At 42.6% G+C, this 17,745-nt stretch carries 15 protein-coding genes; 14 read left to right on the top strand and 1 reads right to left on the bottom strand.

From position 1 onward, the window contains the following. The first annotated feature begins 51 nt into the window (after positions 1-51). From hutI to Xind_RS13605, 13 genes are all read left to right on the top strand, one after another. Complete coding sequence (hutI, locus tag Xind_RS13665; RefSeq protein ID WP_047678534.1) at positions 52-1,317, top strand: imidazolonepropionase; 1,266 nt, start codon at positions 52-54, stop codon at positions 1,315-1,317. Positions 1,318-1,380: 63 nt separating this feature from the next. Next, on the top strand, positions 1,381-2,340 hold the full coding sequence (gene hutG / locus Xind_RS13660; RefSeq protein WP_047678532.1) for a formimidoylglutamase: 960 nt from the start codon (positions 1,381-1,383) through the stop codon (positions 2,338-2,340). 51 nt (positions 2,341-2,391) lie between these two features. Further along, entirely contained in the window at positions 2,392-3,123 is a 732-nt protein-coding gene (hutC, locus tag Xind_RS13655) for a histidine utilization repressor (RefSeq protein WP_047678529.1), read from the top strand. Positions 3,124-3,418: 295 nt separating this feature from the next. Further along, positions 3,419-5,143, top strand: a complete 1,725-nt coding sequence (hutU, locus tag Xind_RS13650; RefSeq protein WP_187650266.1) for a urocanate hydratase — start codon at positions 3,419-3,421, stop codon at positions 5,141-5,143. 14 nt (positions 5,144-5,157) lie between these two features. Continuing rightward, the gene (gene hutH, locus Xind_RS13645; protein ID WP_187650265.1) at positions 5,158-6,717 is read left to right on the top strand and encodes a histidine ammonia-lyase; all 1,560 of its coding nucleotides are present in this window, start codon (positions 5,158-5,160) and stop codon (positions 6,715-6,717) included. Positions 6,718-6,797: 80 nt separating this feature from the next. Next, positions 6,798-8,168 carry an amino acid permease gene (locus tag Xind_RS13640; protein ID WP_187650264.1) on the top strand — a complete coding sequence of 457 codons (1,371 nt, stop codon included), beginning with the start codon at positions 6,798-6,800 and terminating at the stop codon, positions 8,166-8,168. A 180-nt stretch (positions 8,169-8,348) separates the two neighbouring features. Then, positions 8,349-9,281 carry a 50S ribosomal protein L3 N(5)-glutamine methyltransferase gene (prmB, locus tag Xind_RS13635; protein WP_187650263.1) on the top strand — a complete coding sequence of 311 codons (933 nt, stop codon included), beginning with the start codon at positions 8,349-8,351 and terminating at the stop codon, positions 9,279-9,281. Positions 9,282-9,443: 162 nt separating this feature from the next. Beyond that, positions 9,444-10,529 (top strand): chorismate synthase, encoded by a 1,086-nt coding sequence (gene aroC / locus Xind_RS13630; protein WP_047678517.1) that lies wholly within the window; start codon positions 9,444-9,446, stop codon positions 10,527-10,529. A gap of 118 nt (positions 10,530-10,647) precedes the next feature. Continuing rightward, positions 10,648-11,448 (top strand): sulfite exporter TauE/SafE family protein, encoded by an 801-nt coding sequence (locus Xind_RS13625; RefSeq protein WP_047678514.1) that lies wholly within the window; start codon positions 10,648-10,650, stop codon positions 11,446-11,448. A gap of 36 nt (positions 11,449-11,484) precedes the next feature. After that, positions 11,485-12,036, top strand: a complete 552-nt coding sequence (locus Xind_RS13620; RefSeq protein WP_047678511.1) for an elongation factor P hydroxylase — start codon at positions 11,485-11,487, stop codon at positions 12,034-12,036. A gap of 21 nt (positions 12,037-12,057) precedes the next feature. Then, positions 12,058-12,345, top strand: a complete 288-nt coding sequence (locus Xind_RS13615; RefSeq protein ID WP_187650262.1) for a YfcL family protein — start codon at positions 12,058-12,060, stop codon at positions 12,343-12,345. A 538-nt stretch (positions 12,346-12,883) separates the two neighbouring features. Next, complete coding sequence (locus tag Xind_RS21715; protein WP_246432546.1) at positions 12,884-13,465, top strand: coiled-coil domain-containing protein; 582 nt, start codon at positions 12,884-12,886, stop codon at positions 13,463-13,465. Between the two features lie 108 nt (positions 13,466-13,573). Further along, positions 13,574-14,074, top strand: coding sequence for a GNAT family N-acetyltransferase (locus tag Xind_RS13605; RefSeq protein WP_187650261.1), 501 nt, complete (start codon positions 13,574-13,576; stop codon positions 14,072-14,074). Positions 14,075-14,249: 175 nt separating this feature from the next. Here Xind_RS13605 and mnmC read toward each other — a convergent pair whose 3' ends face one another. Next, on the bottom strand, positions 14,250-16,295 hold the full coding sequence (gene mnmC / locus Xind_RS13600; protein WP_187650269.1) for a bifunctional tRNA (5-methylaminomethyl-2-thiouridine)(34)-methyltransferase MnmC2/FAD-dependent 5-carboxymethylaminomethyl-2-thiouridine(34) oxidoreductase MnmC1: 2,046 nt from the start codon (positions 16,293-16,295) through the stop codon (positions 14,250-14,252). A gap of 214 nt (positions 16,296-16,509) precedes the next feature. On the opposite strand from mnmC, the gene fabB reads away from it, so the two are divergent. After that, positions 16,510-17,724 carry a beta-ketoacyl-ACP synthase I gene (gene fabB / locus Xind_RS13595; protein WP_047678505.1) on the top strand — a complete coding sequence of 405 codons (1,215 nt, stop codon included), beginning with the start codon at positions 16,510-16,512 and terminating at the stop codon, positions 17,722-17,724. The last annotated feature ends 21 nt before the right edge of the window (positions 17,725-17,745 follow it).

Genomic DNA, 17,745 nt, shown 5'->3' with positions numbered 1-17,745 from the left:
ATACAACATACGGGCTGATATTGACAAGAAAAAAGTAACGGAGAGAAACTAATGTCAATTGGACTGAAAGATAGCGATATTATTTGGCGTAATGCCAGACTTGCCACAATGAACCCTATAATCAGCAACATAGATGGCAAACACAATTATGGTATGCTGGAACGACATGATTTGATCATACGGGATGAAAAAATTCTGGCGATTTTACCAACAGAAAGTGTGCCAGCTAATCGTTGTAAGGTGATTGATGCAGAGCAACGATTAATCACTCCCGGCCTGATAGATTGCCATACACACTTGGTTTTTGGTGGCAATCGGGCATCGGAATGGGAACAGCGTTTGAATGGCGCTTCTTATGAAGAAATCAGTGCTAAAGGTGGTGGAATTAATGCTACAGTCAATGCAACCAGACAAAGTTCAGCCCAACAATTGGAAATTGCCGCTCAAAAGCGACTTAATGCTTTAATATCTGAAGGTGTAACGACAATTGAGATGAAATCGGGTTATGGATTAGATCTGAAAAATGAAGAAAAACAACTGAAAGTTATTCAAACACTAAAGCAAAAGAACTCCGTTGAAATCAGTCCGACTTTACTCTCAGCTCATGCAGTTCCTTCTGAATATAAACATAATCCTGATGCTTATATCGATTTAGTTTGCGATACCATTCTTCCTGCTCTTTGGCAAAAGCAGTTATTTGAGTCTGTAGATGTTTTTTGTGAAACCGTTGGATTTAGTCTCCAACAAACTAAACGGGTCTTTGACGCAGCCAAAAAACTCAATATTCCCATCAAGGGCCATGTAGAGCAGCTTTCTAATTTAGGCGGCTCTGAATTAGTGGCAGATTATCAAGGATTATCCGTTGATCATATTGAATATCTGGATGAAAGAGGCGTTGAAACGATCAGCCGCAGTGGAACTGTCGCCGTATTATTGCCGGGAGCATTTTATTTTCTGAGAGAGACTAAACGCCCTCCTATTGCTTTATTGCGTCAATATCGTGTACCGATGGCCATTTCGACGGATTTTAATCCGGGAACCAGCCCTTTTACATCTTTGCGTATGATGATGAATATGGCCTGTGTCCAGTTTGGTTTAACACCAGAAGAGGTATGGCAGGGAGTGACTATCCATGCGGCACGTGCATTAGGGCGGGCAGATAGCCACGGTCAATTAACTGCAGGTTATATGGCTGATTTTGTTGTCTGGGATGCTCAGGAACCCGTTGATATATTGTATGAACTTGGACATAACCCATTAGTTTACCGTGTTTATCGTGGAACAATCACGCATAGCTCTATACATCGTGATTCATAAACAGTATCACTTGGAAAACAATACATTATCTAGAGAACAATAAATAATAGTGAGGGATATAACATGAAATTATGGCATCCGACATCAGAAAACATTTGGCAAGGACGGAATGATCTCGCGGAAGCAAATAACGCATTACGGATATTCCAGACGATAAAACAACCCACCCGTTTCTCTCCAGAACAATTTCCGCATCATATTGCATTATTGGGATTTGAATGTGATGAAGGGGTAAAACTTAACCAAGGGCGACCGGGAGCTAAATTAGGGCCTGAATATCTGCGCCAGTCATTGGCAAATATGGCGAGTCATGATGGGCATGAATGGCTAGTGGATTTGGGTAATATCCAAGCTCATAGCGGACAATTAAGTGAAGCCCAGAGCGCTCTGAGTGATGCTGTCTATGAGTGTCAGAATCAGAAAATGCGGACGTTAATTTTTGGAGGCGGACATGAAACGGCATTTGCTCATGGCATGGGGATTTATCGTGCGTTTCCAACTCAACGGGTAGGGATTATTAACTTTGATGCGCATCTTGATCTGCGGAATGCGCCACAACCCACATCGGGAACCCCGTTTCGTCAGCTTGCTGATTATTGTCATCAGCAACAACGTCCATTTAATTACACTTGTATAGGTGCCAGTCTGGCCTCAAATACGCAGGCTTTATTAGACGAAGCTAATCACCTTGATGTCACAATTATTTGGGATACTCAATGTATTGACTCCATGTTGGATAAGGTACAGCAACAAATACAAGATATTATTAATCAGGTTGAAATCATATACATGACTATTGATTTGGATGTGTTGCCAATCTGGCAAATGCCATCAGTATCGGCTCCGGCTGCGTTGGGTGTTCCATTAGAGCGCTTATTATCATTGATTCAACCCATTTGTCAGAGTAAGAAATTGCAGGCTATTGATTTAGTTGAGCTTAATCCATTGTATGATATTCAGGGTATGGGCGGTAAAGCAGCGGCCCGTCTCGCATGGCAATTAGTGCATTGGTGGAATGGATAATTCATGAAATAAATAATTCTTAAAATAGATAGGAGTAAGAAGGAATTTATTGTGACCATTGATTTATCAGATAAAGCGGCTAAGCCTGTGCCTCTGTACGCAAAAGTTAAACAAGCCATTGTTGAAAAAATCTATACAGGGGAGTGGAAACCGCATGATAGGGTTCCTTCGGAATCTGAATTAGTTAAACAATTTAACTGTAGTCGTATGACAGCAAACAGGGCATTGCGGGAGCTGACAGCAGAAGGGTTTCTGTTCCGTTTGCAGGGGGTGGGTTCATTTGTTGCAGAGCCTAAAGGACAATCTGCCTTATTTGAAATACACAGTATTGCTGCTGAAATTGAGGCTCGTTCCCACCGACACAGTTGCAAGGTACTGAAACTTGCAGAAGTGATGGCTAATATGACTCAGGCCGCAGAGTTGGCAATCGAGATTGGCACACTTATTTATCATTCAATTATTGTTCATTATGAAAATGATATTCCTGTACAAATTGAAGACCGTTATGTTAATGCGTTGGCGGTGCCAGAGTATCTGCGGCAGGATTTCAGTCAGCAAACTGCTCATGATTATTTATCGATAGTCGCTCCTCTTACGGAAGGAGAGCACATTGTAGAAGCGGTTGCAGGTGATGCTCGCTCTTGCCGTTTGCTGCAAATAGAAGAAAACACGCCCTGTTTGTTGATCAGCCGACGAACCTGGTCGAAAGAGCATATTGTTTCCAGTGCTAAGTTATTATTTCCTGGTAACCGTTATAAACTGAAAGGGTGTTTTAGTTCGTGATTCTGAGCTTATGATTTGGTTAAAACATCTCCTCTTTGCTTTATGCATAGAGGAGAAAAGAAAGAAGACCGTTGTAACAATAATGTAAATAATATGTGATATAAAACACAAAACCAGCAAAAATATGCTTCTGCCAGCCTGAAAATAAATCATTATCATCTTATTGATCTTCCTAATAAAAGAAATCACACAAAATTATTGACTTTATCTTCGTCACATTTTTGCCTATTGAATATACATGTATATACAACTATACAGTTAATAAATTTTCATAAAGGTGAAAAAGGAAAAAACCGTGACAATGCAAAATAATAAATTCAGTAACGCGGTCATTCGTGCTCCCAGAGGAACGCAACTCACAGCAAAAAGTTGGTTAACGGAAGCACCGCTCCGTATGTTGATGAATAATCTTGATCCTGACGTAGCAGAAAATCCTCATGAGCTGGTGGTTTATGGTGGAATTGGTCGTGCAGCCAGAAATTGGCAATGTTATGAAAAAATCGTTGAGACTCTGAAAAATCTGGAGAATAACGAAACATTACTGGTGCAATCAGGTAAGCCTGTCGGGGTTTTCAAAACCCATGAGAATGCGCCTCGTGTATTGATAGCAAACTCAAATTTGGTTCCACATTGGGCAACGTGGGAACACTTTAATGAACTGGATGCCAAAGGGTTAGCAATGTATGGCCAGATGACAGCCGGTAGCTGGATATACATCGGTAGTCAAGGGATTGTACAAGGCACTTATGAGACATTTGTTGAAGCCGGGCGCCAGCATTATAACGGTAATCTGACAGGTCGTTGGGTATTGACTGCCGGTTTAGGTGGCATGGGTGGTGCACAACCTTTGGCAGCAACGTTGGCGGGGGCGTCATCACTCAATATTGAATGTCAGCAAAGCCGTATTGATTTTCGTCTGCGTACTAAATATGTGGATGAGCAAGCAACTGATTTGGATGACGCACTGGCACGTATTAGGCGTTACACCGAGGAAGGTAAAGCGGTATCGATAGCACTGTGCGGTAACGCAGCAGAAATTTTACCGGAGTTAGTTCGCCGCGGTGTTCGTCCTGATATGGTAACAGACCAAACCAGCGCCCATGATCCATTACATGGTTATCTGCCAGCGGGTTGGACATGGGAAGAATATTGTCGCCGTGCCGAAACAGAGTCAGAAGTGGTGATTCAGGCTGCGAGAGCCTCAATGGCAGTACATGTTGAAGCGATGTTGGCTTTCCAGAAACAGGGGATTCCCACTTTTGATTACGGCAATAATATCCGACAAATGGCAAAAGAAATGGGTATTGAACATGCTTTTGATTTCCCCGGTTTTGTGCCTGCTTATATTCGTCCACTCTTTTGTCGCGGGATTGGGCCTTTCCGTTGGGCTGCTCTTTCCGGTGATCCTGAAGATATCTACAAAACCGATGCCAAAGTAAAAGAACTGTTGCCAGATGATACCTACTTGCATCGTTGGCTGGATATGGCACGGGAACGTATTAGCTTCCAGGGCTTGCCTGCCCGCATTTGTTGGGTAGGTCTGGGAGATCGGGCTAAGTTGGGCTTGGCATTTAATGAAATGGTACGTAATGGCGAACTTTCAGCACCAATCGTGATTGGACGTGATCATCTGGATTCAGGTTCAGTGGCAAGCCCTAACCGTGAAACGGAATCAATGAAAGATGGTTCTGATGCTGTTTCTGACTGGCCATTACTCAATGCGCTATTAAATACAGCCAGTGGTGCAACTTGGGTATCTTTGCACCACGGTGGTGGTGTTGGCATGGGATTTTCTCAACATTCAGGCATGGTCATTGTTTGTGATGGTTCGGATGACGCAGCAGAACGTATTGCCCGGGTACTGCACAATGATCCAGCGACGGGTGTCATGCGTCATGCTGATGCGGGTTATGAACTGGCGGTTCAATGTGCAAAAGAGCAGGGATTGAATCTACCCATGCTGAATACACAAGCAGTAGAAGGCTCATCATTTGAAACAAAAGCAGCAGAAATAAAATAAGGAGCGTTATTGATATGAAACATATGACTATTCATCCGGGAAAAATGACGCTTGAAGAGTTACGCCATGTTTATCAGCATCCGGTACAGATAACTTTGGATGCACAATGCTTCCCGGCTATTGAGAGCAGTGTTGAATGTGTTAACCGTATTATCAGCGAAAACAGAACCGCATATGGAATTAATACGGGTTTCGGTTTGTTGGCAAATACCCGAATTGCAGAGCAAGATTTGGAAGAGTTGCAACGCGCTATCGTAATGTCACATGCAGCAGGTGTTGGTGAGCCTTTATCGGATGAAATCGTCCGGTTAATTATGGTATTGAAAATCAATAGTCTGGCTCGTGGTTATTCCGGTATTCGTTTGGAAGTTATTCAGGCACTGGTAACATTGGTAAATGCCGAAGTTTACCCTTGCATTCCAAGTAAAGGCTCGGTCGGCGCTTCTGGTGATTTGGCTCCACTGGCGCATATGAGTCTGTTATTGTTGGGAGAGGGCAAAGCCCGTTATCGTGGTGAATGGTTGCCGGCAAAAGAAGCTCTGGCAAAAGCGGGACTTAAGTCCATTCAACTGGTGGCAAAAGAGGGGCTGGCACTACTTAACGGTACACAAACCTCAACTGCATTTGCTTTGAAAGGGCTTTTTGCGGCAGAAGAGTTACTTGCATCTGCCATTGTTTGTGGTGCCTTATCTGTTGAAGCAGCCTTGGGTTCCCGTAAGCCATTTGATGCTCGCATTCATGAGGTGCGTGGACAGCAAGGGCAAATTGATGTTGCAGCTTTATACCGTTTTGTATTGGAAGAACAAAGTAACATTTCTGCCTCGCACGAAAACTGCCCGAAAGTGCAGGATCCTTACTCGTTACGTTGTCAGCCACAGGTAATGGGAGCTTGTTTGACCCAAATCCGCTATGCTGCTGATGTCATTATGGTTGAGGCTAATGCTGTTTCTGACAATCCACTGGTCTTTACTGAACAGGATGAAGTGATTTCTGGTGGTAACTTCCATGCAGAGCCTATCGCAATGGCATCGGATAATCTGGCTATCGCTTTGGCGGAAATCGGCGCGTTGTCAGAACGCAGGATTGCTCTGCTGATGGATAGCAATATGTCTCAGTTGCCCCCGTTTCTGGTCAAAAACAGCGGTGTTAATTCCGGTTTTATGATTGCTCAAGTAACCGCGGCAGCGCTGGCAAGTGAAAATAAAGCACTGGCACATCCTTCCAGTGTTGATAGCCTGCCGACCTCAGCGAATCAGGAAGATCATGTCTCAATGGCGCCAGCAGCAGGTCGCCGCTTGTGGGAAATGACGGATAACGTCAGGGGAATTCTGGCGATTGAGTGGTTGACGGCTTGTCAGGGGGTGGATTTTCGTGCAGGTTTGACGAGTAGCCCGATTCTGGAAAAAGCCCGCCATATTCTGCGTGAGAAAGTAACACATTACGATAAAGATCGTTTTTTCTCACCAGACATTGAAACAGCTATTCAATTGTTAGCAGAGCAGCAACTTTCTGCACTGCTGCCGACTGGTACGATCCTGTCGAATAATAATATTCTGAAAAACCACATAAATTAAATCGTTTTTAGGCCGGTTCTCCGGCCTTATCGTTGTATTTATCTTTCACATCTAATAATAAAAGAAAATAGGGATAAATCATGCAAAACATCTCACAACTCAAGCGTGGGTTAAGTGTTCGTCACATTCGGTTTATGGCACTGGGGTCGGCGATTGGTACTGGGCTTTTTTATGGTTCTGCGGGAGCCATTCAAGCAGCAGGGCCTGCGGTATTGTTGGCATACGCTATTGGTGGTGCGGCAGTTTTTATGGTTATGCGTGCATTGGGGGAAATGGCTGTCCATAACCCCGTGCCGGGTTCTTTTTCCCATTATGCCAATCACTATCTGGGGCCATTGGCGGGTTTTTTGACTGGATGGACTTATGTATTTGAAATGTTGGTTGTCTGTCTGGCAGATGTCACCGCATTTGGCCTCTATATGAAACTTTGGTTTCCCCATGTTGACCAATGGATTTGGGTTCTCGGCATCGTCTTTTTCATCGGGGCGATAAATCTGTGCAATGTCAAAGTGTTTGGTGAAATGGAGTTTTGGCTTTCTATCATTAAAGTCACAGCGATTGTTGCCATGATTATCGGTGGCTTCGCGATTATGATGTATGGATTTGGTCAGGAAGCAGGTCATGTTACCGGGTTATCAAATTTGTGGGAACACGGTGGTTTTATGCCGAATGGGATTGCAGGAGTGATAGCTTCATTTACCGTTGTCATGTTCGCATTTGGAGGTATTGAAGTTATCGGTATTACCGCCAGTGAAGCGAAAAATCCGGCACAATCCATTCCACGGGCAATTAATGCGGTGCCGCTACGCATTTTGCTATTTTATATTCTTACTTTATTCGTGCTGATGTGTATTTATCCGTGGGATCAAGTTGGTCAGAATGGCAGCCCGTTTGTCCAGATCTTCTCCAGTCTGGGGATTAACTCCGCAGCCAATATCCTGAATATTGTCGTTATTACAGCCGCCATTTCAGCGATTAACAGTGATATTTTTGGCGCAGGGAGAATGATGTATGGCATGGCGCAGGAAAAACAGGCTCCTGCTTCTTTCACCAAACTGACTCAACATGGAGTACCGTGGATCACGGTATTGGCAATGTCAGTCATTTTGTTAATCGGTGTTGTTTTGAACTATCTGTTGCCTGAACAAATCTTTATCATTATTGCTTCCATTGCAACATTTGCCACAGTGTGGGTATGGCTGATGATTTTGTTGTCACAATATATGATGCGCCGGAAAATGCCGACAGAAGAGGCTAAACAGCTTAAATTTCCGGTTCCATTGTGGCCAATAGCGCCGGCTCTGACAATGGCATTTATGGCATTTATCATCATGGTACTGGGCTATTTCCCCAATACGCGTGTCGCATTGTTTGTGGGAATCGTGTGGATTGTGCTACTGACTGTCAGTTATTTCTTATGGGTAAAAAAATCGGGTGAAAAAACTAGCTGATAAACAAAATGGATAACGCCGATAAAAACCATCCTGTTAACGCAGGGTGGTTTTTGTGTTTTTGTTACGCTTACATGAGTCTCTGAGCTTAAAATAATTCGCACATTCAGGTTGCTGATTTGTAGCATGGATCATGGCAAACTAACGCACTAATGACATTTTTGTGGTTTAGAGGTACTTGTGGATAAGATTTTCGTAGATGAAACCGTGGCAGAGCTGCATACCATTCAGGATATGCTGCGTTGGACAACCAGTTGTTTCAGTGCAGCCAACATCTATTATGGACATGGAACAGATAACCCGTGGGATGAAGCTTTGCAATTGGTTCTTCCAACACTGTACCTGCCTCTGGATATCCCAGAAAATATGATGACAGCCCGCCTGACAACCACAGAGCGCCATCGTATTGTTGAGCGGGTTTTGCGCCGTATCAATGAGCGTATTCCTGTTGCTTATTTGACTAACCGGGCATGGTTCTGTGGGCATGAATTTTATGTTGATGAGCGAGTTTTGGTGCCACGTTCGCCAATTGGTGAGTTGATTAACACTCAGTTTGCCGGGTTACTCCCACAGGAACCTTCCGCCATTCTTGATTTGTGCACAGGAAGTGGCTGTATTGCAATTGCTTGTGCTCATGCCTTCCCGGAAGCGGAAGTTGATGCGGTTGATATTTCTGCTGATGCTTTGGCCGTTACTGAGCACAATATTGAAAATCATGGGCTTTTACACCGTGTCATACCGATTCAGTCAGATTTATTCCGTGATATGCCTCCGATGAAATACGATCTGATTGTTACCAATCCGCCTTATGTGGATGAGGAAGATATGAGTGATCTGCCAGATGAGTTCCACCGTGAGCCAGAGTTGGGACTGGCAGCAGGATGTGATGGGTTAGATCTGGCCCGTCGTATTCTTGCCACGGCACCGGATTTTCTCACCGAAGAAGGGGTGTTGATATGTGAAGTGGGTAACAGCATGATTCATTTGATTGAACAATACTCTTATGTACCATTCACATGGTTGGTGTTTGAGCATGGTGGTGATGGTGTTTTTATGCTCACACGCAAACAATTGACCGAATATCACGAATATTTCTGTCTATTTAAAGACTAATATTTTGCCATTGTGCTGATGGTTAAAGCGTTTTTTCATCAATTTAATTTAAATAAAGTTGATGAAATCAATTAGGCTTTAACCATTGGTTAGGTTATTGTTAGCCAATATCAAATCATTAACACACATCTTTAACGCATAAGAAATAACGGCAGGATAGGAATGGCAGGAAACAGTATTGGGCAGTTTTTCCGAATCACTACATTTGGTGAATCTCACGGGGTTGCATTGGGGTGTATTGTTGATGGTGTTCCGCCGGGTATTGCCATTACAGAAGCCGATTTGCAAATTGATTTAGACAGACGTCGTCCGGGAACTTCCCGCTACACTACACAGCGCCGTGAACCTGATCAGGTACGAATTCTTTCTGGCGTTTTTGAAGGTGTGACAACAGGAACCAGTATTGGTTTATTAATTGAGAACACCGATCAACGTTCACAAGATTACAGTGCGATTAAAGACGTTTTTCGCCCCGGTCATGCAGATTATACCTATGAGCAAAAATATGGATTGCGTGATTATCGTGGTGGTGGCCGTTCATCTGCTCGTGAAACTGCGATGCGTGTTGCTGCTGGTGCGATTGCAAAAAAATACTTGTTTGAAAAGCATGGTATCCGTATCCGTGCCTGCTTGACCCAGATGGGAAATATTCATTGTGAATTGAAAGATTGGGAGTTCGTTGAGCAGAACCCGTTTTTTTGCCCTGATGAAAGTAAACTAACTCAACTTGATGAGCTATTGCGTACCCTGAAAAAAGAGGGGGATTCCATTGGTGCTAAGGTGACGGTGATTGCTGAAAATGTGCCAGCAGGATTGGGAGAACCGGTTTTTGATCGTTTGGATGCAGATATTGCCCATGCTTTGATGAGCATTAATGCGGTGAAAGGAGTTGAAATTGGTGACGGTTTCGGCGTTGTTAACTTACGTGGCAGTGAAAATCGGGATGAAATCACTTCACAAGGTTTTATCAGCAACCATGCGGGTGGCATTCTGGGGGGGATCAGCAGCAGCCAGCCAATTATCGCCCATATTGCTCTGAAACCGACATCCAGCATTATGGTATCGGGTAAGACCATTAATCGTCAGGGCGAAGAGGTAGAAATGGTGACGCGCGGTCGACACGACCCTTGTGTTGGCATTCGGGCGGTTCCTATTGCAGAGGCTATGATGGCGATTGTACTGATGGATCACCTGTTGCGTCAGAGAGCGCAGTGTGCCGATGTCACATCTATACTTCCGAGCTGGTAAATCGGTAACAGTTTTTTCGAGCTATATTTTTCAGGATATATTTTCCGAGATATAAGCGTCGAACGATGCCAAAAGATCTCCTGATGAACAGGTAAGTAATTTTCTGGTGAAATAAATAATGGAATGGTCATTACTGGGTCCAGAAGTTTATGGTTTTCTCTTTTTGGTTGCTCTGGTTGCGGGTTTTATCGATTCTATAGCAGGTGGAGGCGGATTATTGACGATTCCTGCTCTATTATCAGCAGGTGTTTCTCCGGTTCAGGCATTAGCAACAGGAAAACTTCAATCTGTAGGTGGTTCGTTATCTGCCAGCCTGTATTTTATCCGTCGTGGTATAGTGAACCTGCGTTCTCAGCGATTTTCCATTGCTATGACTGTGCTAGGCGGTATGTCGGGAGCATTGCTGGTTCAGTTTGTATCACCCGATTTATTGCGTTACGTCCTGCCTATATTAGTGATGATTATCGGCTTTTACTTTCTGCTAGTACCTAATATTGGTGCAGAAGATCGACAACGTCGTTTGGGGCCGATAGCTTTTGGCTGTCTTGCGGGAGGCGGGATAGGTTTTTATGATGGTGTATTCGGGCCGGGAACAGGTTCTTTTCTGGCACTCTCTTACGTAATGCTCTGTGGTTACAATCTGGCTAAGGCAACAGCACATGCAAAAGTGTTAAACTGCGCAGCCAATCTCGGTGCATTAGGTTTCTTTATTCTTGGCGGGCAGGTTTTATGGCTGCTCGGTTTTGTCATGCTGACCGGCCAGATGATTGGTGCCCGTTTAGGCGCTGGTTTAGTATTGAGCAGGGGGCAAAAGTTAATCCGCCCAATGCTGGTGACTATCTCTTTTCTAATGAGTATCAAGCTTCTCCATGATCAACACGGTGATACCATCCGTTCCTGGCTGGCATTTTATTTTTGATTTTAGGCTATTATTTTGAGGATATTGTATTAATACATGGCTGGATATCACTATCAACAACTGATTGAAATTTTTGATAATTGTTTTAGCGATGACTATAACACCCGTTTGATAAAAGGTGATAATGAGCCGGTTTATCTGCCCGCGGATGAAGAGGTAGCTTATAATCGGGTTGTGTTTGCTCATGGTTTTTACGCCAGTGGATTGCACGAAATTTCGCATTGGTGTATTGCGGGTAAAGAGCGTCGTAAATTGGTTGATTTTGGTTACTGGTATTGCCCTGACGGTCGTGATGCCCAGACTCAAGCGGAGTTCGAGAAAGTCGAAGTTAAGCCACAAGCATTAGAATGGTTATTCTGTGTAGCTGCTGGTTTTCCTTTCAACATTAGTTGCGATAATTTGGACGGCGATTTTGAGCCGGATCGCTTTACTTTTCAGCAGAAAGTTCATGCGCAAGTAATGGCATATCTTGAAAACGAAATACCCACACGTGCAGCACACTTTATTCATGCGCTGCAATCGTTTTACAATACGCCTCCACTAAAAGCAGAACATTTCCCTTACCCGGAAGATCCTTTTGCTAACTAAATTGATTTTTAAGGAAAAACAATGCTCGCAGAGTTTGAAACACGCATTCTGGCATATATAGACGATATGGTTGAATATGCCAGTGATGACGAATTATTTGCTGGTGGATACCTCCGCGGGCATCTGACGCTGGCTGTTGCCGAATTGGAACAAGAAGGCGCTAATACTATTGAACAGCTTCACCAACGTGTAGAAGAAAGTATCCATAAAGCGATTAAGGTGGGAGAATTGACGCCACCAGATCAAGTTTTAGTTTTAACGACCTGGCAAAAACTATTAGCAAAACTACTGAATAGTGTAAAGGTGTGATCTATTAACACTAAAATTCTTTCTTGAGGGCTGTTTTGCAGCCCTTATTTTTTATGCAGATAACGTAAATCTCAATGTTCGGTTACATAAAAATTCGCAATGGCTCGCAATAACTATAATAAAACTGAGAAGCATGAGTCTTTATTGATCCTTTTATAGTGTATATAGATTAAGATAATATAGTTAGCAGAGTTACTTAGAGGGTTTTTAAATCAGAGTTTGCGTGGTGCTATTCTTTTTGAGGCGGTTAAAATAATCATGTTATTAGTAGAACGCGTGATGATTAAAAAAATTAATGGTGGTAAAGTTTAGGTCATGGTTTAGTCAATAATTAGGTGTTTTTTAGTTGTATATCCAATAAGTTCTGGATTGCTTCAATACAGAGAAAATATAGATTTTCTATCAGCTTAATAGGAGAGGAAATTTAATCGTATGAAATGCGATTAATTAATAGAAAATAAACAGATAATTCATAAAAAATAGAATTAATTATCTGTGAAAGTTCAGAGTTGAAAAGGATATTTCAGGAGGTAATAACATGGGGTTGGGAAGTTGCTCTGTGCGAAGTGGATATGGATTTTATACTGGTGATAAGATGTTTTTGTTACCTGAATCGATAAGTTTTAGTGCTTCAAGATGGAGGGGAAGGCAAAGTATGAATCCACAATTGGAAAAAAAATTTGACAATCTGGAATTAGATGTTTCCTATCTAAAAACGGATGTTTCTCAGTTAAAGGTAGACGTTTCTCAGTTAAAGATAGATGTTTCTCAGTTAAAGATAGATGTTTCATTGTTAAAAGCAGATGTTTCATTGTTAAAAGAAGATGTCTCACTGCTAAAAACGGATGTCTCACAATTAAAAATAGATATGGAAGTGATAAAATCCAATTATGCGACAAAAGCTGATATTGAATCAGTAAAAGTACTTATTCATAATGAAATAACATCTGTGAATAAAGAAATGTCATCTGTATATAAGGAAATGTCATCTATGAATAGTAAAATATTATCTCTACATAAGGAAGTTTCAGATAAAATGGCGGCTCAGACCAAGTGGATGGTAACAATGATGTTTGGTTTTTCTGGTATTATTATTACAGCAATGAAATTTATGCTTTGAATAACTTTTAGAATCAATAAACTGACGTATTTTAAATTCTTATTTATAAGTGGAGTATTTATTTTAATATTATTAATATGACCATCAAATAAATTGTCAGGATAAATCATGTTTACTATTCGTCAAACACAAACATCGGATGTAAGTCAATTACCTGCAATTGAATATTCTGCTGCACAGTTGTTTCGTTTTATACCTGATTTGGCCTGGATTGCTGATGGTCACGTACAAACGGAACAACAACATTTGGACTATATTGCTCAGGATAATAGTTGGGTAGCTTTGGAGAAGAGGAAACCGATAGGCTTTATTCTGGTTAAACCTTTGGATGATGGACTGCATATCGTTGAACTGTCTGTGCATGGAGATTGGCAGAGAAAGGGAATCGGTAAGTCGTTAATAGAAACAGTTATTCAGGTTGCTAAACAGCGTAAATTACAGTTTGTGACTTTAACGATTTTCCGTCATGTCAGTTGGAATGCTCCTTTTTATCAACGACTGGGATTTTCTATTTTAGAATCTCAGCAGATAAGTGAAGCATTGAAACAGATTTTACAAGATGAAATTAAATATGGGTTTTCGGCAGTTCAGCGTTGTGCAATGAAATGAAACGCTTAGTGATTGCATGAGAAAGCTACAATTGAGTTTTAATCGTTTCAATTGATGCAATTTCAGTAGCATCAGGCATGACAAATTATGCCTGATGCAAATCGAGGCTTATTCGTTGTGTCGTAAAACCTCAGCCTTTGCGACAACCTCTTAGGACGGGTGAGGTTGTCAAAAATTAAGGCCTTTCTGCTTTCACTTTTTTACCGCGTAACAGCTTTCTGACCCAGAAACGATTTGGGTGCAAAGCCGCTAATATTTCATCATCAAGTGGCAAGGCTTCATTAAATATTTGCCCTGCAAGTAATTCAGCACTTAGAGGAGCAGAACACAAACCACGTGAACCTAATGCGCCAATAACAAATAAATCAGGGTAGCAAGGTGATTCGTCTATTTTCTCCCCAGACTGTATCTGTTGAGGTAAATCGGCATATTTTGCCATAATTTCACTGAAAATAGGTACATTCCCGACCATTGGCATATGATCCCGAATCACACATCGTATCCCCTGACGGGATTTATCCTCTGAAATGTCAACTTGTTTTACCCAATCAACATCAGGGAGACATTTCAGGAGACGATCACGATTCTCCTGTTGTTCGGCAGAAGAGTACTGAGTATCTAATTGATCGCGTTGATAACTTGCACCAATACAGTGATGCTGATTTTTGGGATTCACGGGGGTCATATAACCATCGTAACACAGCACACTTTTTAGCTGGCTAAGCCGGTCAGTTGTTGGGATATGGCTGACTTGACCACGGACTGCGGTAACAGGAAATTTTTCGGTCTGTTCAAATTGGGCCAGGCAATGTCCATTGGCAATGATAACCACTTTGTGGTTTTTAAGTTGTGTTTTTCCCTGATGTTCAATGTGTAGTTGCCAACCATTTTCATGCTGAACCAGTCGTGTTATTTCGTGGTTGAAATATGTCCTCATACCACGTTGCTGTGCAAGTTTGATAATTTCTTGAGTTAATTGTGCCGGGTATAACCATCCTCCCTGTGGATAATGGATACCATGATAGTTGACATCTAGGCCGCTGATTTGACTCAATTGTTGACGATCCATTCCAGCAGCAATATCTTCCGGCCATGCTGTGTGCAGCATATTGTCGATTTTGTTGTGACTTTTTTCATCATAAGCTATTTGGCTAACACCACACCATTGATGCTCAAATAACACGTTTTCATTAGTCAGTTCATCATATTGACGACGGGCAAAGGTGAATGCAGAGGTAAAGAAACGTTCTAATGGATCGTGACGACCAGTGAGTAAAGGATAAAGCGCGCCTTGTTGGTTCCCTGATGCTCCTTGTGCTGGCTGTGTATCCTGGCAGTATAGCGTGACTTTTGCACCACGTTGCAGTAAAGCAAGAGCAGTAAATGCACTGGCAATTCCTCCACCAATGATTGCGACATCATCAGTATGATCAGTGCCAGGGCGGGCAAACCAGGGCATATCCGTTTTGGCGTTGTGAACTGAGGCAGGTAAAACACCTGTCAGCATCTCTCTCTTACGCCCGAAGCCCTTGACTTTTGTGACAGTAAAACCGGCTGCTTGTAGTCCACGGCGTACTAAACCTGCTGATGTGAATGTCGCAAATGTTCCTTTCGGACGAGAAAATTTTGCCATTGCAGTGAACAGTTGTTCGCTCCACATTTGTGGGTTTTTGGCAGGAGCAAAACCATCTAAAAACCATGCGTCAACTTTACCTGTCAGGCCGGAATTTACCTTGGGCAATAGTTCATTTACATCGCCAAACCAGAGATCCAGAGTAATAGCACCATTATCCAGAATTAACCGATGACAACCTGCAAGTGGTAAAGGCCACTGCTGACATAATTCTTCAGAAAACTTTTGCAGCTCTGGCCAGCGTTGATGTGCACTTTTTAGGTCAGCGACTTTTAATGGATATTTTTCGAAACTAATATAGTGCAGCCTTTTTAGCGTAGCGTCTGGATATTGCTGTTTGAACTCTGAAAAAGATTGCCAGAGTACAAGGAAATTTAACCCAGTACCGAATCCGGTTTCGGCAATAACGCAATCAGAACGGTGATGAGTGCTAAAACGTTGAGGAAAATGATTGCCTTGTAAAAATACATATATGGTTTCTTCTAACCCATCTTGATTTGAGAAATAAACATCATCAAATTGCTCAGAAATAGGTGTGCCCTGTTCATTCCAGCTTAGGGTTGCGCTACTGATAGCACTGTTTTGCACAATACTGTTGTTCAAAATAAGGCCTGTATTGTTGAGAAGAATAACGAGGATTTTAACGGTCTTGATGCTATTACACCACTTATGAGCGATCTTAACGTCTGGGTTATGATCAATTGTTCATGATTTTTACCCTGATCGGACTTGTTCAGCGTACAAGTGTACGCTAAAGTGCGAGAAGGAAATCCCGCAGGTAAACATATTGATGAGGTAATTAATGAAACGAGCAGTAATCACTGGTTTGGGCATTGTATCTAGTATTGGTAATAACCAGAAAGAGGTGCTGAAATCTCTGAAAGAAGGCCGTTCCGGGATCACTTTTTCCGAAGAATTCAAAGAAATGGGGCTTCGCAGTCACGTATGGGGGAATGTCAAACTGGATACAACAGGTTTGATTGACCGTAAAACACAGCGTTTTATGAGTGATGCTTCTGTTTATGCTTATCTGGCGATGGATGAGGCAATTAAAGATTCTGGCCTTTCCGATGATCAGGTTTCTAATTTACGTACAGGGCTGGTTGTCGGCTCTGGAGGCGGTTCTCCACACAATCAGGTTGCCTGTGCGGATGGTATGCGTGCTCGTGGTTTACGGGGTGTCGGGCCTTATATGGTGACACGGACAATGGCTTCCGGTGTTTCCGCTTGTCTGGCGACGCCGTTCAAAATTAAAGGCGTAAATTACTCTATCAGTTCCGCTTGTTCAACTTCTGCACACTGTATTGGTCATGCGGTTGAATTAATCCAGCTTGGTAAACAGGACGTTATTTTTGCCGGTGGTGGTGAAGAACTGAGCTGGGAAATAGCCTGTGAATTTGATGCAATGGGAGCACTCTCTACCAAATATAATGAAACACCAGACCGAGCTTCCCGTACTTATGATCAAAACCGTGACGGCTTTGTTATTGCTGGTGGTGGCGGTATTGTTGTTGTTGAAGAATTAGAACATGCATTGGCTCGTGGCGCACATATCTATGCTGAAGTTATTGGCTACGGAGCGAATTCAGATGGTTTGGACATGGTTGCACCTTCAGGTGAAGGCGCTGTGCGTTGTATGAAGATGGCTCTGGATGGTATTGAAGGTGAGGTGGATTATATTAACACTCATGGCACATCAACACCTGTTGGTGATTTGAAAGAGCTGGAAGCGATTAGAGAAGTATTTGGTGACAAGACACCTGCTATTTCAGCAACTAAAGCGATGACCGGGCATTCTTTGGGGGCGGCCGGTGCTCAGGAAGCGATTTACAGTTTATTGATGTTGGAGCATGGAATTATTGCACCAAGTATTAATATCGAAGATCTGGATGAAAAAGCGCTTGGCATGGATATTATTACTGAACCTACCGAACGCGAGCTAAAAACGGTTATGTCTAATAGCTTCGGGTTCGGCGGTACAAATGCATCTCTGGTCATGCGCAAGTATATGAACTGATTTTCTAAAACTGAAAAGTTT

It is taken from the genome of Xenorhabdus indica, assembly GCF_014467235.1.
In the GTDB taxonomy this organism is placed as follows: Bacteria; Pseudomonadota; Gammaproteobacteria; order Enterobacterales; family Enterobacteriaceae; genus Xenorhabdus; species Xenorhabdus indica.
This window is presented reverse-complemented; position numbering and strand designations above follow the sequence as displayed.